17 protein-coding genes are annotated in these 23,786 nt (G+C 59.0%); 4 read left to right on the top strand and 13 right to left on the bottom strand.

Annotated elements, in window-relative coordinates; translation table 11 throughout:
- Positions 1–211: 211 nt before the first annotated feature.
- Positions 212–1,243: an RHS repeat-associated core domain-containing protein gene (locus AO065_RS27230; RefSeq protein ID WP_004880183.1), complete on the top strand. Its 1,032-nt coding sequence runs from the start codon at positions 212–214 to the stop codon at positions 1,241–1,243.
- A gap of 149 nt (positions 1,244–1,392) precedes the next feature.
- Here AO065_RS27230 and fdhA read toward each other — a convergent pair whose 3' ends face one another.
- From fdhA to AO065_RS25480, 9 genes are all read right to left on the bottom strand, one after another.
- Positions 1,393–2,592: a formaldehyde dehydrogenase, glutathione-independent gene (gene fdhA, locus AO065_RS25525; protein ID WP_004880185.1), complete on the bottom strand. Its 1,200-nt coding sequence runs from the start codon at positions 2,590–2,592 to the stop codon at positions 1,393–1,395.
- A 225-nt stretch (positions 2,593–2,817) separates the two neighbouring features.
- Positions 2,818–3,675 (bottom strand): formyltetrahydrofolate deformylase, encoded by an 858-nt coding sequence (locus AO065_RS25520; protein WP_004880187.1) that lies wholly within the window; start codon positions 3,673–3,675, stop codon positions 2,818–2,820.
- 71 nt (positions 3,676–3,746) lie between these two features.
- Complete coding sequence (locus AO065_RS25515) at positions 3,747–4,379, bottom strand: sarcosine oxidase subunit gamma (RefSeq protein WP_004880189.1); 633 nt, start codon at positions 4,377–4,379, stop codon at positions 3,747–3,749.
- A gap of 90 nt (positions 4,380–4,469) precedes the next feature.
- On the bottom strand, positions 4,470–7,490 hold the full coding sequence (locus AO065_RS25510) for a sarcosine oxidase subunit alpha (protein ID WP_004880190.1): 3,021 nt from the start codon (positions 7,488–7,490) through the stop codon (positions 4,470–4,472).
- Entirely contained in the window at positions 7,487–7,783 is a 297-nt protein-coding gene (locus AO065_RS25505) for a sarcosine oxidase subunit delta (protein WP_004880192.1), read from the bottom strand. Before AO065_RS25505 ends, AO065_RS25510 begins: the two co-directional genes overlap by 4 nt.
- 14 nt (positions 7,784–7,797) lie before the next feature.
- The gene (locus tag AO065_RS25500; protein WP_002555602.1) at positions 7,798–9,048 is read right to left on the bottom strand and encodes a sarcosine oxidase subunit beta family protein; all 1,251 of its coding nucleotides are present in this window, start codon (positions 9,046–9,048) and stop codon (positions 7,798–7,800) included.
- A 17-nt stretch (positions 9,049–9,065) separates the two neighbouring features.
- On the bottom strand, positions 9,066–10,319 hold the full coding sequence (gene glyA / locus AO065_RS25495; protein ID WP_004880194.1) for a serine hydroxymethyltransferase: 1,254 nt from the start codon (positions 10,317–10,319) through the stop codon (positions 9,066–9,068).
- Positions 10,320–11,051: 732 nt separating this feature from the next.
- On the bottom strand, positions 11,052–12,269 hold the full coding sequence (gene alaC / locus AO065_RS25485; RefSeq protein WP_004880202.1) for an alanine transaminase: 1,218 nt from the start codon (positions 12,267–12,269) through the stop codon (positions 11,052–11,054).
- A gap of 163 nt (positions 12,270–12,432) precedes the next feature.
- The gene (locus AO065_RS25480) at positions 12,433–13,179 is read right to left on the bottom strand and encodes a TraX family protein (protein ID WP_004880204.1); all 747 of its coding nucleotides are present in this window, start codon (positions 13,177–13,179) and stop codon (positions 12,433–12,435) included.
- 96 nt (positions 13,180–13,275) lie between these two features.
- On the opposite strand from AO065_RS25480, the gene AO065_RS25475 reads away from it, so the two are divergent.
- The gene (locus AO065_RS25475; RefSeq protein ID WP_004880206.1) at positions 13,276–14,316 is read left to right on the top strand and encodes a threonine aldolase family protein; all 1,041 of its coding nucleotides are present in this window, start codon (positions 13,276–13,278) and stop codon (positions 14,314–14,316) included.
- Between the two features lie 21 nt (positions 14,317–14,337).
- Here AO065_RS25475 and gbcB read toward each other — a convergent pair whose 3' ends face one another.
- On the bottom strand, positions 14,338–15,438 hold the full coding sequence (gene gbcB / locus AO065_RS25470; protein WP_004880209.1) for a glycine-betaine demethylase subunit GbcB: 1,101 nt from the start codon (positions 15,436–15,438) through the stop codon (positions 14,338–14,340).
- A 311-nt stretch (positions 15,439–15,749) separates the two neighbouring features.
- Here gbcB and gbcA point away from each other — a divergent pair, with 311 nt between their 5' ends.
- Positions 15,750–17,048: a glycine-betaine demethylase subunit GbcA gene (gbcA, locus tag AO065_RS25465; protein ID WP_004880210.1), complete on the top strand. Its 1,299-nt coding sequence runs from the start codon at positions 15,750–15,752 to the stop codon at positions 17,046–17,048.
- A 224-nt stretch (positions 17,049–17,272) separates the two neighbouring features.
- Entirely contained in the window at positions 17,273–19,054 is a 1,782-nt protein-coding gene (locus AO065_RS25460; RefSeq protein WP_004880211.1) for a fibronectin type III domain-containing protein, read from the top strand.
- A 643-nt stretch (positions 19,055–19,697) separates the two neighbouring features.
- On the opposite strand, the gene etfB is transcribed toward AO065_RS25460, so the two are convergent.
- Genes etfB through dgcB form a run of 3 tightly spaced genes read right to left on the bottom strand, consistent with a single transcriptional unit; the run spans position 19,698 to position 23,678 of the window.
- Positions 19,698–20,504: an electron transfer flavoprotein subunit beta gene (etfB, locus tag AO065_RS25455; RefSeq protein ID WP_004880213.1), complete on the bottom strand. Its 807-nt coding sequence runs from the start codon at positions 20,502–20,504 to the stop codon at positions 19,698–19,700.
- Positions 20,494–21,714 carry an electron transfer flavoprotein subunit alpha gene (gene etfA, locus AO065_RS25450; protein WP_004880216.1) on the bottom strand — a complete coding sequence of 407 codons (1,221 nt, stop codon included), beginning with the start codon at positions 21,712–21,714 and terminating at the stop codon, positions 20,494–20,496. The genes etfB and etfA overlap by 11 nt, the downstream gene beginning before the upstream one ends.
- A complete protein-coding gene (dgcB, locus tag AO065_RS25445; protein ID WP_004880217.1) occupies positions 21,714–23,678 on the bottom strand; it encodes a dimethylglycine demethylation protein DgcB in 1,965 nt (654 codons plus the stop codon). The genes etfA and dgcB overlap by 1 nt, the downstream gene beginning before the upstream one ends.
- Between the last annotated feature and the right edge of the window lie 108 nt (positions 23,679–23,786).

The raw sequence follows: 23,786 nt of genomic DNA, 5'->3' as shown, positions 1-23,786 counted from the left end.
CCGCCCGATAGTGGGCGGTAAAACAGACGGTTTGACTGGAGGAGCGGAAGCTTGTTCCCGGTGTGGGTCAGTGGATGGGGGTTATTTCCTGCTCTGACGTCGGAGCAGGGAGTGCGCATCAGGTATTGCCTGACAGTTCTGATAGCTAGGCAGCTCACTCAGCCGGACACAGACTCAGCCATGAATGCCTGGCGTCGAGAAGGAGAATCACATGACCCCCGTTGCGAGTGAGACACGCTGCCGTTATGACTACGACGCCCTTGATCGTCTGGCAGGCAGCGAAGTCGATAGTCAGGCCAGCGTACAGCGCTTCTATCAGAAAAATCGCCTTGCAACGCAGATCCAGGCGCAGACCCGACACAGGCTGTTGCACGCTGGTGAGTATCGGTTGGCGTTTCAACGAAAGCATGAAGAAGGGTCGGAATGTGAGTTACTCGCGACAGACCAACAGGACTCGGTCATTGCAATACCGCAATCAGCCTTCTGCTATACGCCTTATGGAGGTCGGCACCCAAAGGACAATCCCATGGATCTGCCCGGCTTCACAGGTCAACAGGCAGACCGGGTGACCGGGCATTATCCGCTGGGCAACGGGTACAGGGCATTCAATCCAGTGTTGATGAGGTTCAACAGCCCGGACAGTTTGAGTCCGTTTGATGAGGGTGGTCTGAATAGATATGCCTATTGCGCAGGCGATCCGATCAATCGAATGGATCCGAGCGGGCATATATGGGCCTTCGCAAGAAATTTTTTTGGCCGCTTCTGGCGAACTGAAAATGGGCTGCGCTCAGGTTCCATAGCCGTGGGCAGCTCGGAAGACCTTGTAACTCGGCCAATTGCTCAACAGGAGTCGATACGGCCCGTCATCCAGGAAACTAAAGGACCGTTAACGCGCGCCGATACCAAACACTTGAAAGCCATCTCAAAACAACTAAACAAACACAAGCGTACTTTATTCGACAGGGCGGCTGTAGCTGTAAACACAGAAGAGCTTTTGCACCCTGTCAACAACGCCCTAAAAAATATTCCAAGAATAAAACGTCTTATGATCCAACGGGAACGGCAAGCCCCGGCCTACCTTCTGTTCTCTAGAAAATACATAGCAGCCACCAACGATCATCAGCGGCTGCAAATTGTTCACAATGAGGTAATGAGACCATTCGACATTCATCACATTCCCTTGGACGGCTTTCCCCGTGATATCGCAGTAAGGATGGAGAGCATTCGAGGTATTGAACGTTGACAGCCGATTATTTTCAAACACCTTAACCATTAAATCGAAAACGCATTAACCAAAGGCCAACGCTATGAGTCTGCCGGGCCTGCGCTCACCTATGGGAAAACGAAGCGCACTATTTGTAGTGGGCGGCATCAGCCGCCCACCCGTCACGATCACGCCGCACTGAACAACTTGTGCGGATCGATCACAAACTTCTTCGGCACACCCGCATCGAACTCGCCATAGCCACGCGGCGCGTCATCGAGACTGATAACTTCGACGCCCACAACGTCGGCGATCTTGATGCGGTCCCACATGATGGCTTGCATGAGTTGACGGTTGTACTTCATGACAGGCGTCTGGCCCGTGTGGAAGCTGTGGGATTTGGCCCAGCCCAGGCCGAAGCGGATGCTCAGGCTGCCCATTTTCGCGGCCGCGTCCACGGCGCCTGGATCTTCGGTGACGTAGAGGCCCGGGATACCGATCTTGCCTGCGACGCGCACCACACCCATCAGCGAGTTGAGCACGGTGGCCGGTGCTTCGGACTGCGCACCGGCATGGCCGTGGCCACGCGCTTCGAAGCCCACGGCATCAATGGCGCAATCCACTTCAGGCTCACCCAGCAGCGCGGCGATCTGTTCGTGCAGCGGCGTGTCCTGGGACAGGTCGGCGATTTCGAAGCCCTGCGCCTTGGCGTGAACCAGGCGGGTCGGGTTGACGTCACCGACGATCACCACCGCAGCGCCCAGCAGACGCGCTGAAGCAGCCGCTGCCAGACCGACCGGCCCGGCACCCGCTACGTACACAGTGCTGCCAGGTCCGACGCCTGCAGTCACTGCACCGTGATAGCCGGTGGGCAGAATGTCGGAAAGGCAGGTCAGGTCGCGAATTTTTTCCATGGCCGCGTCGCGATCCGGCAGTTTGAGCAGGTTGAAGTCGGCGTAAGGCACCAGTACGTATTCCGCCTGACCGCCGACCCAGTCGCCCATGTCGACATAACCGTAGGCACCGCCTGCGCGAGCGGGGTTCACAGTCAGGCAGACACCCGTGTGCTGTTCCTTGCAACTACGGCAGCGGCCGCATGCCACGTTGAACGGCACCGACACCAGATCGCCGACTTTCAGGTGTTCCACATCACGGCCGGCTTCGAGCACTTCACCGGTGATTTCGTGACCGAGCACCAGCCCGGTCTGGGCAGTGGTGCGGCCACGAACCATGTGTTGGTCCGAGCCGCAGATATTGGTGGACACCACACGCAGAATCACACCGTGTTCGATGCGCTTGCCGCGTGGGTCTTCCATTTTGGGGAAAGGAATGCTTTGCACTTCGACCTTGCCAGCGCCGAGATACACTACACCGCGATTACCAGACATGCTTTCACCTCGCTTTTATTGTGTTGTAGCGGAGAAATGCGCTGCTTTGATTGGGTGTTGCGGCAACGCACCGATTGCTCTGGGTTGCTTGTGTCGTACTTGCCGAGAAACCATGGCTGTGGAAGGGGGTTCGCCCCCGATGCGTGTTCGAAGGCGACCCAGCAATAACCGGTCTGACGCCATCGCCGGCAAGCCGCCTCCCACAGTCGTTGGTGGTGTGAATGCCTACAGAACCACTGTCCTGTTGGCGTTCAGAAACACTCGGCGCTCAATGTGATACCCCACCGCGCGAGCCAGTGTCAGCCCTTCGATGTCCCGGCCCTTGGCAATCAGGTCTTCGGGATAGTGACTGTGATCGACCACTTCCACGCCCTGCGCGATGATGGGGCCTTCGTCCAGGTCGTTGTTGATGTAATGCGCCGTTGCACCCACCAGTTTCACGCCCTTGTTGTAGGCCTGATGGTACGGCTTGGCGCCTTTGAAACCGGGCAACAGCGAGTGGTGAATATTGATCGCCTTGCCATCGAGCTTGCGGCACAAGTCCGGTGACAGCACTTGCATGTAGCGGGCAAGGATCACCAGTTCGGCACCGGACTCTTCGATGACCTTCCAGACCTTGGCCTCCTGCGCAGGCTTATCGTTGGGGTCGAGGGAGAAATGGTAGTACGCAATGCCGTGCCACGCTGCCAACGGCTCAAGATCAGGGTGATTGGACACCACTGCGACCACGTCCATGGACAACTGATTGATGCGCTGGCGGTAGAGCAAATCGTTCAGGCAGTGATCGGCCTTGGAGACCATGATCACGACCTTGGGCCGGTAATTGGGCGCTGTCAGTTCGAAGATCATGCCGAAAGCACTGCCCCGCTCGGCCAGGCCTGCGCGAAAACCTTCTTCGTCGAAACCGTCGGGCTGGCGAAATTCGACACGAATGAAAAAGCGTCCCGACAGGCGATCATCGAACGAATGGTGCTCGGTCACGTAGCAACCCTGCTCGAACAGAAAGCGGGTCACGGCATCGACCGTACCCAGAACGCTGGGGCAGTCGGCAGTCAAAATCCATGTATCGGGGGCACGACTCATTAAGCGAATACTCCTGAATCCTTATCGCCTGTCAGGTCTTCGCGAAGACGCTGGATCAGGCACCACTCACTTCAAGCCTGAATACTCAAACCATACTCGGCTGACGCATCCTGCAGCCACAGCCACCAGTAATCGGCAAAGCTGCGGCGGATCAGCAGCTCCCAGGTGTCTTCACCTGTACGACGGATCACCAGTTGCGACTTGGCAAACACCGTCCCGACGGCCTTACCGACTGGAAAGTTGTCGGGGTGAACGTCGTAGCTGGTGGATTTCATCAGGACCTGACGAACCTTGGGACCGGTCAGTTCAAGAATCGACTGGCCGCCGCTGACATTGACGATTGCGATGTGCAAGCCCGCCAATGCTTCGCGCAGTTGTTGCTCCGCAGCGAGTTCTTCGCCGCTCGGCACGATCAGCAGCCACTCGTCCGGGCCCATCCACTGCAGCGAGCGTTCACCGCTGGTAACCAGCATCAGTGCGGCGGGCAATTCCATGCCGAGCGCCTTGTGTACGCCAGCGGCAAACGCTGGATCGTGTGCATCACCCCGCAGGGTCAGGTGGCCCAGCAGCTTCTTCTCGCGCAGGAACACGCCCGGACTGGCGCGGCCCTTGCCGACAAGGGTTTCCAGGCTGGCATGAAACAACGGCGACTCGGCCTTGACGTCGGTGGTCGGGCGTTGTGGGTAAACATTGACTGTGGTCATGGATCACCTGCTCTGAATTCTGTTGTACCGAAACGCGGTTAGCTCACTGATCGTTCCCACGCTCGGCGTGGGAACGATCAGGTCACGCGTTTACTCCACGCTCTGCTGCTCGCCCTTCGGATCAAAGAACACCGACGAAACGATCTCGGCCTCGATCACGCTGCCGTCAGCCAACGGTGCGAACACCCGCTCGCCCATGCGGCTCAGACCGCCCTTGACCACGCCCATTGCAAACGAATAACCCAGCGAGTTGTGCGCATAACTGGAGGTTACGTGGCCGACCATGCTCATCGGAATCGCCTGCTTTGTGTCGAACACCAGTTGCGCGCCTTCCGGCAGCCATTGGTTCGGGTCGACCGGCTTGAGGCCGACCAGTTGCTTGCGCTGCTCACGCACGCAATCTTCTCGGTTCATGCCGCGCCAGCCGATCCACGAGAACGGTTTGGTACGCCCGACACACCAGCCCATGTTCAGGTCGTCCGGGGTCATCGAGCCGTCCGTGTCCTGACCGACGATGATGAAGCCTTTCTCGGCCCGCAGTACGTGCATGGTCTCGGTGCCGTAAGGCGTCAGGTTGTATTGCTTGCCCGCTTCGATGATCTTCTCCAGCACGCCCATCGCGTAGTCGGCCTGAATGTTGACCTCGTACGAAAGTTCGCCGGTGAAGGAGATACGGAACACCCGAGCCGACACGCCTGCGACCAGACCTTCTTTCCAGGTCATGAACGGGAAGGCTTCGCGGCCCAGATCGATGTCGGTGACTTCGCTGAGCAGCTTGCGGCTGTTGGGGCCGGACAGCGTCAGGGTCGCCCAGTGGTCGGTCACAGAGGTGAAGTACACCTTCAGGTCCGGCCATTCGGTCTGCTGATAGATTTCCAGCCATTGCAGAACGCGTGCAGCGCCGCCGGTGGTGGTGGTCATCAGGAAGTGGTTGTCGGCGATGCAGGCCGTTACGCCGTCATCGAAGACCATGCCATCTTCCTTGCACATCAGGCCGTAGCGCGCCTTGCCCACGTCCAGTTTGGTCCAGGCGTTGGTGTAGATGCGGTTCAGGAACTCACGGGCATCCGGCCCCTGAATGTCGATCTTGCCCAGTGTCGAGGCGTCCAGCAGACCCACGCTGGCGCGCACGGCCTTGCACTCGCGGGCGACCGCGGCGTGCATGTCTTCACCGTTTTTCGGGAAGTACCACGGACGTTTCCACTGACCGACGTCTTCGAATTCGGCACCGTTGCGCACATGCCACGCATGCAACGCTGTGAAACGCACCGGCTCGAAAACGTGGCCGCAATGCCGACCGGCAATCGCGCCGAAGGTCACCGGCGTGTAGTTGGGGCGGAACATGGTGGTGCCCATTTCCGGGATCGACACGTTCAACGAGCGCGCCGCAATGGCCAGACCGTTCACGTTGCCGAGCTTGCCCTGATCGGTGCCGAAGCCCAGTGCGGTGTAACGCTTGACGTGCTCGACCGACTCGAAGCCCTCACGGGTCGCCAGCTCGATGGCCGCAGCGGTGACGTCATTCTGCAGGTCGACGAATTGCTTCGGCGCACGGGCAGTGCCCTTTTCGTGCGGTACCTGAAACAGCGCCAGGGTTGGCTCTTCAGCACGGCTCAGGGCCTTGGGCATAACGCCTTCAACCAGTTTGAAACCTGCTTCGCTGGCAGCGCGCACGCCCCCTTCGAAACCGTCGGCCAGGCTGTCCGCCAGGCTGTAAACCCCGTTTACGCCACCTACGCAGACGCGCTTCTGCGGTGCCTCGCCCGGTACGAAACCAAGAATATCTTCACGCCAGACCGGCTTGCCGCCCAGGTGTGATGCCAAGTGAACGATCGGGCTGTAACCACCGGAGCTGGCGACCAGATCGCATTCCAGCCATTCGCCGGGGCTGGTTACGCTGTGTGATTTGATGTCGATGGCGGCGACACGTGCAGCCGTCACGCGTTTGGTGCCACGGGCTTCGATCACGGCACTGCCGGTGAGGATGCGAATGCCTTTGGCACGCGCCTCTTCCACCAGCGGGCCGCGCGGGTTGTGACGCGCATCGGCAATTGCCACGACTGGCAGGCTGGCGTCGAGCCAGTCCAGTGCTACGCGATAGGCATGATCGTTGTTGGTGGACAGTACAAGCTTCTTGCCCGGCGCCACGCCGTAACGGCGAACGTAGGTGGAGACGGCGCCGGCCAGCATGTTGCCCGGCACATCGTTGTTGCCGTAGACCAATGGACGTTCGTGAGTACCGGTCGCCAGCACCACACGTTTGGCACGCACGCGGTGCATGCGCTGACGCACCATGCCGATGGGCGCACGGTCGCCGAGGTGATCGGTCAGGCGCTCATGAATGGTCAGGAAGTTGTGATCGTGATAGCCGTTGACCGTGGCGCGAGGCAGCAGGGTCACGTTGCGCAGGCTTTTCAGCTCGGCAATCACAGTGGCCACCCATTCAATGGCCGGCTTGCCATCCAGGCTTTCGCGGCTGTCGAGCAGGCTGCCGCCAAACTCTTCCTGCTCATCGGCCAGAATCACGCGGGCACCACTGCGCGCCGCTGCCAGTGCCGCCGCCAGACCTGCAGGGCCTGCGCCGACAATCAGCACGTCGCAGTGCTGGTTCATCGCATCGTAGCTGTCCGGATCGTTCTCGGTCGGCGAGCGCCCCAGACCTGCCGCCTTGCGGATGTACTTTTCGTACGTCATCCAGAAGGACTGCGGGTACATGAATGTCTTGTAGTAGAAGCCCGGCGGCATCAGCTTGCCGCCGACCTTGCCGAGAATGCCCATCACATCGTTGTTCACGCTCGGCCAGCCGTTGGTGCTGGTCGCAACCAGTCCCGAATACAGGGCTTGCTGCGTAGCACGCACGTTGGGGATCTGGGTGGCTTCGGTCGCGCCGATCTGCAACACGGCGTTCGGCTCTTCGGAACCCGCCGCGAAGATGCCGCGTGGACGCGAGTACTTGAAGCTTCGGCCAATGATATCAACGCCGTTGGCCAGCAAAGCGGACGCCAGGGAGTCGCCTTCAAAGCCTTGGTAGGTCTGACCGTTGAAGGTGAAATTCAGCACCTTGCTACGGTTGATACGGCCGCCGTTGGGCAGTCGATTGCTCTGGCTCATACCTTGTCTCCCTTGTCCGTGAACTGCGGCCTGGCGCCAATCGGATAGGTTTCGAGAATTTCATAGGTCACGGTGTTGCGCGTGGCATTGAAGTACTGGCGGCAACCGGCAGCGTGAATCCACAGCTCGTGGTGCAGGCCTCGCGGGTTATCGCGAAAGAACATGTAATCGCCCCACTGCTCGTCGGTGCAGGCACCCGGATCGAGCGGACGCGGAATGTGCGCCTGGCCCGATGCGTGGAATTCCTCTTCGGAGCGCAGTTCGCCACAGTGAGGACAGAAGATATGCAGCATGAGTGTTTCTCCTGTTAGTGGGCGACCGCGGCTGCGCCGTGTTCGTCGATCAAGGCACCGTTGTGGAAACGATCGATGGAAAAAGGCTTGGCCAGCGGATGCATTTCGCCTTTGGCCAGGCTTGCGGCAAACACGTTGCCCGAGCCGGGAGTGGCCTTGAAGCCGCCCGTGCCCCAACCGCAGTTGAAGAACATGTTCGGGACCGGCGTCTTGGAGATGATCGGGCAGGCGTCCGGCGTGGTGTCGACGATGCCGCCCCACTGACGGTTCATGCGCACACGGGACAATACCGGGAACATCTCGACGATGGCCTGGATGGTGTGTTCGATCACCGGGTACGAACCGCGCTGGCCGTAGCCGACCCAGCTGTCGATACCGGCACCGATCACCAGATCGCCCTTGTCGGACTGGCTGATGTAGCCGTGAACGGCATTGGACATGATCACGCTGTCGATAATGGGCTTGATCGGCTCGGACACCAGCGCTTGCAGCGGGTGGGATTCGATCGGCAGACGGAAGCCCGCCAGTTTGGCCATATGACCAGAGTTGCCTGCAGTCACGACGCCGACGCGCTTGGCACCGATGAAACCCTTGTTGGTTTCAACGCCGATGCACACACCGTTTTCCTTGCGGAAACCGATCACTTCGGTCTGCTGAATCAGGTCGACGCCCAGCGCATCGGCTGCACGGGCAAAGCCCCAGGCCACGGCATCGTGACGGGCCACGCCACCACGGCGCTGAACGGTTGCGCCGATGATCGGATAGCGGGTGTTTTTCGAGCAGTCCAGGTAGGGGATTTCTTCCGCAACCTGCTTGCCGTTGAGCAGTTCACCGTCCACGCCATTCAGGCGGTTGGCGCTGACACGACGCTCGGAATCACGCATGTCCTGCAGGGTGTGGCACAGGTTATAGACGCCACGCTGGGAGAACATGACGTTGTAGTTCAGATCCTGTGACAGTCCTTCCCACAATTTCATTGCGTGCTCATACAGATGAGCCGATTCGTCCCACAGGTAGTTGGAGCGCACGATGGTGGTGTTACGAGCCGTGTTGCCACCGCCCAGCCAGCCTTTTTCGACCACGGCAACGTTGGTGATGCCGTGCTCTTTGGCCAGATAGTAGGCCGTAGCCAGACCATGCCCGCCGCCACCGACGATGACCACGTCGTAGACCTTTTTCGGGGTTGGCGTGCGCCACATGCGCTGCCAGTTCTCGTGGTGGCTGAGGGAGTGCTTGAGAAGGCCGAAGCCTGAGTAATGCTGCATGTAGGGCTACTCCTGACTCAGCGATAAACCGGAAAATCGGCACACAGTGCGGCGACCTGACCTGCCACATTGGCCTCGACATCGGCATCGCCGAGGTTGTCGAGGATGTCGCAGATCCAGCCCGCCAGTTCGACGCACTGGGTCACCTTGAAACCGCGCGTGGTGACAGCCGGTGTGCCGATTCGCAGGCCAGACGTCACGAACGGCGACTGCGGATCGTTCGGTACCGAGTTCTTATTGACGGTGATGTGCGCACGACCCAGCGCGGCGTCGGCGTCCTTACCGGTCAGGCCCTGACGGATCAGACTGACCAGAAACAGGTGGTTATCGGTGCCGCCGGAAACGACATCGAAGCCGCGATCGATGAACACCTGCGCCATGGCCTGGGCATTGTCGATCACTTGCTGTTGGTAGGCCTTGAAACCTGGCTCCATGGCTTCCTTGAAGCACACGGCCTTGGCGGCAATAACATGCATCAGCGGGCCGCCCTGACCGCCTGGGAACACGGCGGAGTTGAATTTCTTTTCCAGCTCTTCGTTGGCCCTGGCCAGAATCAGCCCGCCCCGCGGACCGCGCAGGGTCTTGTGGGTCGTGGTGGTGACCACGTCGGCATACGGCAGCGGGTTCGGGTACAGACCTGCGGCAACCAGACCGGCAACGTGGGCCATGTCAACGAACAGGTAGGCGCCGACCTTGTCGGCGATTTCACGGAAACGCGGGAAATCCAGCGTCTTGGAGTAGGCAGAGAAACCGGCAATGATCATCTTCGGTTTGCTTTCCAGCGCGATACGCTCGACTTCGTCGTAGTCGATCAGGCCGGTGTGGGTGTCGATGCCGTACTGCACGGCGTTGTACAGCTTGCCGGAAAAGCTGACTTTGGCACCGTGGGTCAGGTGACCGCCATGGGCCAGGCTCATGCCCAGCACGGTGTCGCCCGCCTGCAGTAACGCCAGATAGACAGCGGCGTTGGCCTGACTGCCGGAGTGCGGCTGGACGTTGGCGTAACCGGCACCGAACAGCTGTTTGGCGCGCTCGATGGCCAGTTGCTCGACCTTGTCGACGTGCTCGCAACCGCCGTAATAACGCTTGCCGGGATAACCTTCAGCGTACTTGTTGGTCAGACCGCTGCCCTGGGCCTGCATCACGCGCTTGCTGGTGTAGTTCTCAGAGGCGATCAGCTCGATATGGTCTTCCTGACGCTGCTCCTCGGCATTCATCGCCGCCAACAGTGCGTCGTCATAACCCTGGATCTGGTCTTGCTTGCTGAACATCGCGGTTCTCCCAGCGGCGGCGCGGCGCCTGTCTTATCGGTCGGGCATGTGGATTGCCCCTTGCCAGCGATGGTATGGCCGACGCCAAGCGACCAGATGCCTACGGACGCCACACAAAGGTGCGTTTACGACATTGGTGCTGGATGTACCTGATCGTTATCATGCTCGGCGTGAAAATGCCTCACAGGATGCTCCACGTCCGCTCCCCGGTGTGACGCGGAGCGTCACAAATGGCACAGACTGAGGATTCAGTGAGCCGAGCGCATGACGTGGATAATGTTGGAGCTTGTCCACGCATCTGCGCCACATTCAAGAGCGGACGCGANGGGAGGCATTCCCACGCGGAGCGTAGGAACGATCAGCGTGATCTCAAGCACGCCGATCATGCCCATGCCTGCGCTCAGCGTTATACCCGAGTCTTGCTGCGACCTNCGGACTGTGGGAGGCGNNNNGATGCTTTTTCTGAAGCGATCTATCAGTGACTGAACTGACGCCATCGCCGGCAAGCCGCCTCCCACGGGGTGTCCATTCAGTCAGTCACTTTCGTTTTGCCCCCCGTTTTGCGCGTCTTGCGGATTTGTGTATAGCGACGAGTGCTCCGCGTGGGTATGCCTCACTGGACGCTCTACGTCCAGACGTACGCACGGAATGTCGCGTGGGCACGATCAATTCGCCAGGGTAAAAAAAATCCCCCGAGTTCACTCGAGGGATTCCTGTTCAGCCGTGTCGCAATCAGACCGCCTTGCCCGACACAAACCCGTCCGCCCGGAACATCGTACGAATACCGCGCACGGCCTGGCGAATGCGGTCCTGGTTCTCGATCAGCGCGAAACGCACGTGATCGTCGCCGTACTCACCAAACCCGACGCCGGGCGAGACACACACCTTGGCTTCGAGTAGCAGCTTCTTGGCAAACTCCAGCGAACCCAGGTGCGCGTAAGCTTCGGGAATCTTCGCCCACACATACATCGATGCCTTGGGGTTCTCGACCATCCAGCCCAGTTCATGCAGGCCTTTGACCAGCACATTGCGACGCTGGCGGTACTGCTCGGCGATGTCGAGCACGCACTGCTGATCGCCTTCCAGTGCCGCGATGGCTGCAACCTGCAGCGGCGTGAAGGTGCCGTAGTCGTGGTAGCTCTTGATCCGCGCCAGGGCGTTGACCAGTTCGGGATTGCCGACCATGAAACCGATCCGCCAGCCCGCCATGTTGTAGCTCTTGGACAGGGTGAAGAACTCCACCGCAATGTCCTTGGCACCGGGAACCTGCATGATCGATGGCGCTTTCCAGCCGTCATAGACGATGTCGGCGTAGGCCAGGTCATGAACCACCAGCACGTCATACTGCTTGGCCAGCGCAACCACGCGCTCGAAGAAGTCCAGTTCTACGCACTGCGCGGTAGGGTTGGACGGAAAACCCAGGATCATCATCTTCGGCTTGGGAATCGAGCCACGAATGGCCTTCTCCAGCTCGGCGAAGAAATCCACACCCGGCACCAACGGCACCGAACGCACCTGAGCACCGGCAATCACCGCACCGTAGATGTGGATCGGGTAGCTCGGGTTGGGCACCAGCACGGTGTCGCCCTGATCGAGCGTGGCAAGCATCAGATGCGCCAGGCCCTCTTTGGAGCCGATGGTGACAATGGCTTCGCTCTCGGGATCGATATCGACCTCGTAGCGCTTCTTGTACCAGTTGGAAATCGCCCGACGCAGACGCGGAATGCCACGCGAAGTCGAGTAGCCGTGAGTGTCTTCACGTTGGGCGACGGTCACCAGTTTTTCGACGATGTGCGGCGGCGTAGCCCCGTCGGGGTTGCCCATGCTCAGGTCGATAATGTCTTCACCACGACGACGGGCAGCCATTTTCAGCTCGGCGGTGATGTTGAACACGTAAGGGGGGAGTCGATCGATGCGCGCAAAGCGGCGCGGCGAACCTTGGTCAGCCATGAAAATCTCGCAGACGTAAGCGCCCGGAACCGTCCGAGCGACGTTGGCCACATGAGGCGGCCTGCTGCGGAAGATAAATGCAGTGCTGGCGTTTTGTCTATAGCGATGAGTGGGAACGATCATCGTCGTATTTCTGCGCCCAGGTTCGGATCAGCATGCAGGCTCAGACCACCCGCAACACTTCACGCAACCCCAGCAACGCCAGAAAATGCAGCGGGTAGATCCCATACGCCCAGCGCCGCATCGGCATGACCCTGAATCGCGGCTTGATGCGCAGCAGCGCAAGGCCCGATACCGGCGCAATCAAACAGGCAATCAGCGACCCGATGGAAATCGGATCACCCCACGACGCACCGGCAAACATCTCGGGCCAGGCATTGCCCGCCACGCAGAACACCGCCGGAAAAACCGCATATCCAAGCGATCTGTTCAGCACCAGAACAAACACCAGCGGCAACAGCACGCCGGCCATTCCAAACATCAGGTATTTCTGAAACATCACCCCCAGCAGCAACGCGACAAGCGCCATCACCCGCGTCACGGGCGTCTGCTGCTGCCAGCCCTGCGCAATCAGCAGACCTAGCAGCAGGGTCGGCATGACGTTAAGCACCGTGGCATCAGCCATGAACAGCCGATAGGGAATCTCCGACAGCGTGGCGAAGGCCAGCAACCACATCAGATATCGCCATTGCACACGCGGCGCTATCACCGCTGCGCTGCGTCGTGAAAGATTGACGGCAATGGCCAGACAGAAAAACGGAAAGGCAAAACGCCCCGGCACGTACAGCTCGTTGATCGACCAGCCCACATAGCGCAGATGATCGAGCACCATGCTCAGCATCGCCAGCCACTTGAGCAGGTCCAGCGCCTTGTTGCGTCCCGGCAGAAAAGGCGGGCTGGAAAGATCCATATCACTCCTGACAGGTAAAGAGTCGAGCAGGCAATACATGACCGCGACACCGGTTTTTCGATACAGTGCGCAGGATAAGCCCACAAGGAATCGGCCATGACAGACCAAAGCCAACAGTTCGCCAGTGACAACTACTCCGGCATCTGCCCCGAAGCCTGGGCAGCGATGGAACAGGCGAACAAGGGTCATCAACGGGCCTACGGTGACGATCAATGGACTGCGCGGGCGTCGGATGATTTCCGCCGTCTGTTCGAAACCGACTGCGAAGTGTTTTTTGCGTTCAACGGAACAGCCGCCAACTCGCTGGCACTGTCATCGTTGTGCCAGAGTTACCACAGTGTCATCTGTTCGGAAACGGCCCACGTTGAAACCGATGAATGCGGCGCGCCGGAATTCTTCTCCAACGGCTCCAAGCTGCTGACCGCCCGCAGCGCAGGCGGCAAGCTGACCCCTGAATCGATCCGTGAAGTGGCGCTCAAGCGTCAGGACATTCACTACCCCAAGCCTCGGGTTGTGACCCTCACTCAGGCCACTGAAGTCGGCGGCGTCTACCAACCCGAAGAACTCAAGGCCATCAGCGCGACCTGCAAGGAGCTGGGTCTGCATTTGCATATGGACGGCGCGCGCTTCTCCAACGCCTGCGCCTTTCTGGACTGCTCGCCAGCTGAACTGACCTGGAAGTCGGGCGTCGACGTGCTGTGTTTCGGCGGCACCAAAAACGGCATGGCGGTGGGAGAGGCAATTCTGTTCTTCAACCATGACCTGGCCGAAGATTTCGATTACCGCTGCAAGCAGGCCGGGCAACTGGCGTCGAAGATGCGCTTTCTGTCAGCGCCGTGGGTCGGCCTGCTGGAAAACGACGCGTGGCTCAAACACGCCCGTCACGCCAACCGCTGCGCACAGCTGCTGGCGGATCTGGTCAAGGATATTCCCGGCGTGGAGCTGATGTTCCCGGTAGAGGCCAACGGCGTGTTTCTGCAACTGTCCGAAGCGGCCATCGCGGCACTGACGGCCAGAGGCTGGCGCTTCTACACCTTCATCGGCAACGGCGGTGCACGCTTCATGTGCTCGTGGGACACCGAGGAAGCACGCGTTCGTGAACTGGCCGCCGACATCCGGCTGGTGATGCAGGGCTGACCTGCATCCCGGCCGCAGACCTCAATATTCGATTTGCACGTCCCCCTTTGGCACGCTGCAGCAGGAAAGAATGTAGCCTTCTGCAACGTCGTCGTCGGTGATGCCGCCGTTGTGCTCCATCTCCACTTCGCCGCTGATTTTCATCACCTTGCAGGTCCCGCAGATCCCCATGCCACAGGCTTTGGGGATCATCAGACCCAGCTTGGCGGCGGCGGCGTGGACGGTTTCACCCGGGCCAACCCGAATGCTCTTGCCAGTGTCGGTGAACTCGACCTGATGCAGATCGGCAATATCGACGTCCGGAGCATCAGCAGCGATTTCCGCCTGCTCGACGGCATCGGCACGGGCTTCCGGCGGCGTAGCACCAAAGGATTCCTCATGGTATTGCGCCATGTTGAAACCGTTTTCCTGCAACAGACGCTTGACCGCAGACATGTAGGGCGTAGGTCCGCAGCAGAACACTTCGCGATCCATGAAGTCCGGGGCCATCAGCTCGAGCATTTTCTGGTTCAAGTAACCGCGATAGCCGGCCCATGGCTCGCCGAGTCCGTGTTTTTCACAGACCAGGTGCAGGCTGAAGTTGTCGATCCGCGACGCCATGTGCTCCAGCTCGCGGTGATAGATGATGTCCTTGGGCGAACGGGCGCTGTGCACGAACACCATGTCGACATTGGCGTTGGTATCGTAGAACCAGCGCGCCATGGACATTACCGGCGTGATGCCGACACCGCCGCTGAGGTACAGAATCCTGGGGTTGGGAAAGTCGATGGCGTTGAACAGACCGACAGGCCCGTGCACGGCCAGCTCCTGGCCTTCGTGCAACGTGTCGTGCAGGTAGTTGGACACCTTCCCGCCCGGCACGCGCTTGACGGTGATCGAGAAGCTGTAGGGCACCGACGGCGAACTGGAGATGGTGTAGGAGCGCATGATCGGCATGCCGTCGATTTCCAGCTCCAGGGTCACGAACTGCCCGGGCTTGAAAAAGAACAGGATCGGCTGGTCGGCCATGAAGCAGAACGTACGTACATCCCAGGTTTCCTGGATGACTTTGACGACACGAACCAGGTGGCGCCCGTTGGCCCATGTCTGGGTTGTGACCGGGCTGAGGAAACTTTGGGACATACGCAATCTCCACGGCCGACTGTCGGCCTCTTATGGTGCGGATTCTGCTTAACAGAAGGCGCTGTCACTTATCCATCAACGACATTCACGTACTTACGGCGACCAGCCCCCAAAGACAAGGTGTTTCGCGTCGGGAACGGATTCGGCCATGTCGCGCATGGATAAGGTTCGTCGAACGCCCACCTCCACACTCGCCACCAAGGGCAATCAAGCAAGGACGACTGATCCGTCGCCCTGCGTGCAGCGCTACAACAACCGTATCAGCCACATTCGCAGGCCGCCTTCAGACGCGGTCATGAGGGATTTTAACGATGGACGTCACCGCAACCCTGAGCCTGGGCGACCTGCTGGAACCTGCACGCAAGGCCACTGCCGAGATGCTGCAGAATCGTGAACGCACGTATTCGTTGCCGCAGCCTTTCTACAGTGATGAACGGCTGTTTGAAATCGATATGCAGGAGATTTTCCAGAAGGAATGGCTGATTGCGGGGATGACCTGTGAAATCCCGGCCAAGGGCAATTACCTGACGCTGCAGATCGGCAAGAACCCGATTCTCGTGGTGCGCGGCCCGGATGGAGCGGTCAACGCGTTCCATAACGTCTGCCGTCACCGGGGCTCGCGTCTGTGCACCGCCGAGAAAGGCAAGGTGGCCAAGCTGGTCTGCCACTATCACCAGTGGACCTACGAACTGGATGGCCGCCTGTTGTATGCCGGCAGCGAGATGGGGGCCGACTTCGACATGTCTCAGTTCGGCCTCAAGCCGGTGAACGTGAAAACCGCGGGCGGTTACATTTTCATCAGCCTGGCGGAAAACCCGCCGGCCATCGACGAGTTCCTGTCGACCCTGCGTCACTACATGGAACCCTACGACATGGAGAACACCAAGGTGGCGGTGCAAACCACCTTGATGGAGAAGGCCAACTGGAAGCTGGTGCTCGAAAACAACCGCGAGTGCTACCACTGCAACGCCTCGCACCCGGAACTGCTCAAGACCCTGCTGGAATGGGACGACGTGACCGACCCGCGTGCTGACCAGGCCTTCAAGGATCATGTAGCCGCCTCCGCCGCTGCCTGGGATGCCGAAAAGATCCCTTACGCCCACGCCAGCTTTGGCCTACGTAACCGCATCGTGCGCATGCCACTGCTCAAGGGCACCGTGTCGATGACCATGGACGGCAAGGTTGGCTGCAAGAAACTGATGGGCCGCATCCAGAACCCGGACCTGGGCTCGATGCGCATCCTGCATTTGCCGCACTCCTGGAACCACTGCATGGGCGATCACATCATCGTGTTCACCGTGTGGCCGATCAGCGCACAGGAAACCATGGTCACCACCAAGTGGATCGTCCACAAGGACGCTGTCGAAGGCGTGGATTACGACGTGGAACGCATGCGTCAGGTGTGGGACGCCACCAACGACCAGGACCGTCGTCTGGCCGAAGAAAACCAGCGCGGTATCAACTCGACGGCCTATCAGCCAGGTCCTTATTCGAAAACCTACGAGTTCGGCGTGGTCAACTTCGTCGACTGGTACAGCTCGCGCATGCTGGAGAATCTTGGCGCCGAGCCTGCGCCTTATTTGAAAGGCGTGGCGGTCAATCACGAATAAGCTCGGAAAGTTTATAGACACGAAGTTCAGGTGCCTCCTGAACTTCGTGTCGGTTGCAACGATAAAACATTGACCACTGGTCTCGAATCGATCAAAAGCCCCTCTCTGTTTCATGACCCGCCGCTAAACAGCTTTTTCTCCGACTAAACTTGGTTGACGTTCCAACGGAATGGAAACGTACGGCGCACATCACGCGTACGTTATTTAGCGCACGGAGAAAACATATGTTCACTCGCTATTTATTCAAAAAATACATAAAACGCTATCTCTCACGTTTTAAAAAACGCAGAGAAGATGCTGCCTCCGTCATGCCGGATATTTCGAAAAAAAATATCCTCATGGGTTTCTGGCATAACTGGGGACCTGAACCGGGTCAGGGTTACCGGCAGGGCATGTTCAAGGAAATGTCGCTGAGCGAGATTCCAGAAGCCTACAACGTGGTGGCGGTGGCCTTCATGAAGGGCAACGGCATCCCGACCTTCAAGCCTTACAAAGGGACCGATGCAGCGTTTCGCGCCGAGGTCGCCAAGCTGAATGCACAAGGCAGAGCGGTCCTGATCTCTCTGGGTGGCGCTGATGCCCACATTGAATTGCACGCAGGTCAGGAGGCAGCGCTGGCTGCTGAAATCTGCCGACTGGTCGAGGTCTATGGCTTTGACGGCATGGACATCGATCTTGAACAGACCGCAATCACCTTTGCCGATAACGCCACTGTATTACCTGCCGCACTGAAACTGGTGCGCGAGCATTACAAAACCGAAGGCAAGCATTTCATTATCAGTATGGCGCCAGAGTTTCCTTATCTGAGGGATTCTGGGCCTTACCTTGCCTATATTTCAGCGCTCGAGGATTACTATGACTTCATTGCACCGCAGTATTACAACCAGGGCGGTGATGGCATATGGGTCGACGAACTGAATGCGTGGATCACACAAAACAACGATGAACAGAAGCAGGAATTTCTTTATTACCTGACCGATAGCCTGATTAACGGTACACGGGGTTTTTCATCCATTCCTGCCGACCGTCTCGCCATTGGCTTGCCAAGCAATAATGACGGCGCAGCCACCGGCTACGTGATTGACCCTCAGGATGTAAAAGATGCACTGGAAGAATTGGAAATCGACGGCAATCCGATTCGCGGCCTGATGACATGGTCGATCAACTGGGATGCTGGCGTCGACAAAGACGGCAAGCCTTACGATTGGGAATTTCATGAGCGTTATAAATATCTGACTGAAGGTGAACAACCAGGACCGGACAAACCACCAGCACCCACCCATTTCAGGTCGACGGCACAAACCACCAGCTCCATCACGCTGCACTGGGATCTTGTGGTATGGAACAGGCCGGTCCTGCGATATGACGTTTATCGTAACGGCGTTCACCTGCCTGAAACGACACATCCTCCGTTCACAGACACAGGTCTTGAGCCGGGCAAAGCCTACGATTACCAGATCACAGCGACTGACACGGATAACGTCACCTCAGATAAATCCGCCGTCATCAGTGTCAGTACCAAGGCCGAAGGCGGCGACGGAAGACCAACCGCTCCAACTGATCTACACACCACAGAAATAACGTCGACCAGTATCTCGCTGATGTGGAACGCGTCGTCTCCCGGCTCGAGCCCTTTGATGGAATACGCACTGATTCGAGGTGACGAGCAGATTGCCTCGATCAAATCGCCCACCACCCGCTTCACTGATACCGGGCTGAAACCGGATACCCAATATCAGTATGTTGTCTTTGCACGAGCGGTGGACAACCTGTTTTCCCAACCCAGCAACATGGTGAAGCCCAAAACCAGAGCCGACGATGGCGGTGATGAGATTGCTGAATGGGTGGAAGATCATTTCTACGACATAGAGGATAAGGTGACGTATAAGGAACTGAAGTACATCTGTATCCAGTCTCATGTTTCGATTGAAGATTGGAATCCGGGCCAAGCGCATACCTTGTGGTTGCCTTATGCACTCAGGGCTTATCGTCGCAAGTCCAACTGACAGCAACCCTGAAAATCAGGCAGGCAACGGATTCTCAGGCACGCACTAAAAGAGAGACGACTTATCCACAGCGCTGTAGATGAAACATGGAGCAGGTCGTTTCTCGAAGGACAAACCTTTCCGAAAAAACGCAGGTCATGCATGACCGTCAGATTACCAAGCCACTGTATATTTTTTAACCACAATCCTTAAAGCCTTGAATTCATTGGGCCAAGACAGATCGCAAACACGTTATCCACAGAAAAGCCAACAGACTTTGGGTACAACTCAGTCTTTTATCGATGCGTGCTGTGGAAAACTGAAAAATGAGCGATGTCTGCGCTATGAAATGCAGTTTTGATACCTGCACAGACCGATTGGCTATTTTTTGAACGATAACCCGAAAGCCACGTAGAAAGGGGCTTACAGCGGATAACGAACAACTTGTCCACAGAGACGCCAACAGAGATTGTGGGCAATTATCGAATCAGGCGCGCAGCGTCGACTTATTTATCCACATGGAAAAGTCTTTAAAAACCGCGACTTAACCTGATCAATATTTGATCACCTCCATGTAAGCCACATTCTATAAGGGGTTCAGCAAGGCGCGAACACGTTATCCACAGACGAACACACAGGGATTGTGTGTAAGTTGGCGTATTGCTCAGCGCACCACGCCTTCCTCAACCAACAGTTTAAGAATTGCGGCCGCGCCTTCTTCAGCACTCAAGCCTTTCAACACCTGCCCACCGCCACCGCTGGCCTTTGCAGTCGCGGCTTTCATGCGATCAGCGCCGCTTTTGGCCTTGATGACTTTCAGGCGTTTGGGACGTGGCTTGGCGGGTTGCAGCGGCTGGCCTGTGAGTAACTCGTCGCTGACCACTTCGACGTCTTCCACACCGAGAACACCGCGTTGCGCGGGTCCGTAAGCGCTTTGACGCGGTTTTGGCGCAGCGTTATCCACAGTGGCGAGGAACGGGAGGCGCACCTTGAGACGACGACGCTGGCCACGAGGCAGCGCCTGCAGCACAAGCGCCGCACCGTTATCCAGCGACTCGACCTCGGCAAGCCCGGTCACCAAGGGCCAGCCCAGTTTTTCAGCCAGCAGGAACGGCAACATGCCTGAGCCTTCGCCGGTTTCTGCCTGACTGCCGGTCAACACTACCTGCGCTGAAGAGTCGCGAATGTAATCCGTCAGTACACCCAGTGCATCGGCGCCTTGCGGCTGCTCCAGCACATGCAGCTCGCTCAGCCCCATGCCTAGATAAGCACGCAACGCGGGCTCCTGTGCATCGCCCGCGTGGAGCACGTGCAAGTTATCCCCAACCAGCTGCATCCCCAACTCAACGGCTCGTGCGTCCTGCTCAGCGCGGCGCGCACGGCCTGAAGTCGGGTGAGCGCCGATGGACACCAGACTGATGATCTGCACGCCTGACTTATCCACTGCCACGTTGTTTTTATCAGGCCGCATCTCGTTTCTCCCCGTTGCGCCAGGCTTCGACTGCAGCGATCAGCGCGTCGAGAATGGCGGCGCTTTCGCCGATGACGGACAGATCGGCCCGCTTGACCATGTCGCAGCCTGCATCAAGGTTGATGGCAACGACCTTGTCGCAAGCGCCGATACCCTGCAAATGCTGGATGGCCCCCGAGATTCCCACTGCCACGTAGACACGCGCCGTGACCCAGGTGCCGCTGGCGCCGACCTGCCGCTCGCGGCCCATGAATCCATCGTCTACAGCCACACGTGAAGCACCTTCGGTAGCGCCCAGGGCCATCGCAGTGCGGTGGAACAAGGCCCAGTCTTTCACCCCATTACCGCCGGACAGAATGAATTCGGCCTCCGCCATGGGGATAACTGCAGGATCGACTGTCACCGCCCCCAGGTCCTCGATACGGGACAAGCTGCGGGCCACTGTTGTGGATAACTCTACGGGTGATGCCTCATGGCGGGTTTCGCTTACGGGTTCTGCACATTCGGCCGCCGCCAGAATCAGCCTTGCGACAGGCCGAATCAGGTCTTCACGCCCGGCCCCGGCCCTGCCAATGCACAGCTCATCCTTGACCTGCCAGACGCGTGTCGCCGGGCGCTCGCCGATACTGGCTGCAAACCGTCGTCCGAGCTCGCCACCACCGGTACGGCTGTCGGGCAGCAACCAGTGGCGAGGGTTGAACTGGTTATCCACAGCACGAAGACCCTGAACGCGCTGCTCAGGTGAATAACCGCTGAACTGCGTGCCATCCAGAACCAGCAGACGGTCCACACCAGCCGTTTCGAATGCCGTCTCCTTGTGCTCGCCAAACACCACGGCCAGCACGGCACCGTCCGTGCCCGCCAACTGATTGGCCAGACCCAGCAGGTCGCGGTCATGGCTGCTCAGGCGGCCGCCGACCATGTCGGGAACCACGCTAATGTAGAACGCTGGATCAACAACCTGATGCAACGGCAACTGCACTTCAGTGGCGGCCGAGCGCTTGACTGCTCCACCCTGCTGCGCACCGCTGCGGTCGATCCGTTTGATGCCGTTGGGGCCGATGAAGCCCAGCCCATGCACAGTCTTGCGCATCAGGCCGTTGGGCCCCATCCAGCTGGTTTGCGCAGGTTGCATCGCTGCGTGTAGCGGATGCAGCCGATTACGTGCGATCCACTCGGCGCGGGGGTCGCGGCGGATAATGTCGCTCATCAGTGCACCTCCGCAGGTTCACGTTTTGCCGGAACAGGCTTGCTGGGGATAACGTCGTCTTCCAGCAGCGCATCGGCCACCAGTTCGGCGATGTCCTTGATCAACGGTCGAGGCTCGACCACGCCTTCGAGCATCGCGGTACATTGTGGACAACCGACCGCCACCAGTTCGGCGCCTGTCTCCCGAATGTCGTCCATGCGCATATCCGGGATACGCTGCCTGCCAGGAATGTCGGTGATCGGCGCACCGCCACCGCCGCCACAGCAGCGCGAGCGGAAGCCGGAACGCTGCATTTCCCTGATCTCGATACCCAGCGCCCGCAGCACGTCGCGAGGCGCTTCGTATTCGCCATTGTAGCGGCCCAGATAACAGGGATCGTGATACGTCACGCTGGTGCCTTTATGCTGCCCCAGCCGCACGGATCCGTTTTGAATCAGCTCGGCCATATACGTGCTGTGATGCTGTACCTGATAGTCGCCGCCAAACGCGCCGTATTCGTTTTTGAGCACGTGAAAGCTGTGCGGGTCGCAGGTCACGATGCGCTTGAAGCTGTACCTGGCCAGCGTCTGAATGTTGCGTCGGGCCAGCATCTGGAAAGTCGCCTCATCACCCAAACGACGTGCCACATCACCACTGTCGCGCTCTTCCAGCCCCAGCACGGCGAAGTCGACTCTGGCTGCTTTCAGAACTTTGACGAAGGCTCGCAAAGTACGCTGGTTGCGCATGTCGAACGCGCCATCGCCGACCCAGAACAGAACGTCCACGGTCTTCTTCTCGCTGAGCAGATTCAGGTTCAGATCCGCCGCCCAGTTCATGCGACCGCCCGGTGCGAAACCGCCCGGATTGTCGGTGGCGATCAGGTTCTCCAGCACTTCGGCGCCCTTGTTCGGCGTCGCGCCTTTTTCCAGGGTCAGGTGACGGCGCATGTCGACGATGGCATCGACGTGCTCGATCATCATCGGGCATTCCTCGACGCAGGCGCGGCAGGTGGTGCACGACCAGAGTGTTTCGGCATCCACCAGACCGTTGACGATCGGTTGATGCGGGTTGCCACCATGCTCGCCAATCGGCTTGCCTTTACCATCCAGCGACGGATATGGACTGCCCGCAAAATGGGCATCGGTGCCGCCCGCCAGACCCACGACCATGTCCTGAATCAATTTCTTTGGGTTGAGCGGCTGGCCTGCAGCAAACGCCGGGCAGGCAGCTTGGCACTTGCCGCATTGCACGCAGGCGTCGAAGCCCAGCAACTGGTTCCAGGTGAAATCCTCGGGTTTTTCCACACCGAGTGGCGCGGTCGGGTCATTCAGGTCCAGAGGTTTGAGCCCCGTGGAACGACCGCCGCCGAAGCGCTCGGCGCGGCGGTGCCAGGCGAGGTGCAGCGCACCGGCAAAGGCGTGTTTCATCGGGCCGCCCCAGGTCATGCCGAAGAACAGTTCGCTCACGCCCCACAGCACGCCCAGTCCCAGAATCGCGACCAGCACCCAGCCGCCAAAATGCTCGGGGAGGATGCCGGCGACCGGCAGCGTGACGATGAAAAAGCTCGCGGCAAACGCCATGAGACTTTTTGGCAGCCGCATCCACGGCCCTTTGGACAGACGCGCGGGCGGATTCAGACGTCGGCGGTAAACGAAGATGGCACCGACAAACATTACGGCGGTCATCAGCAGTAACGCGTAGCCGAGCAGGCGGTTATGCAAGCCGAAACCGTGCACCAGAATCGCCAGGATGATCGACGCGACAGCACCGCCCGCCGTGGCGACGTGGGTGTTGGCAATGTATTTGTCGCGGGCAACCACGTGGTGCAGATCGACCATGTAGCGCCTGGGCATGGCCAGCAGACCGCCCAGCCAGTCGACCTTCGCGGCCCGGCCGTTGCGCCACATTTTGACCCGCCGCAAAGCGCCCAGCGCCGCAAGGGCCAGCGCGGTGAACAGCAGGATGGGAAGAAGGGTGTCTAGCATCTGAAGCTCCCAAAAATCAGGCGGTCTTGCAGGCCAAATCGTCTGACTGTCGCAAAGGACAGAACGAACGCTATTCCTTGTGGGAGGGGGCTTGCCCGCGATGAACGA

The organism is Pseudomonas viridiflava, from assembly GCF_001642795.1.
Taxonomy (GTDB): domain Bacteria; phylum Pseudomonadota; class Gammaproteobacteria; order Pseudomonadales; family Pseudomonadaceae; genus Aquipseudomonas; species Aquipseudomonas viridiflava.
The sequence above is the reverse complement of the archived record's forward strand: the minus strand, read 5'-3'. Positions and strand labels throughout refer to the sequence as shown.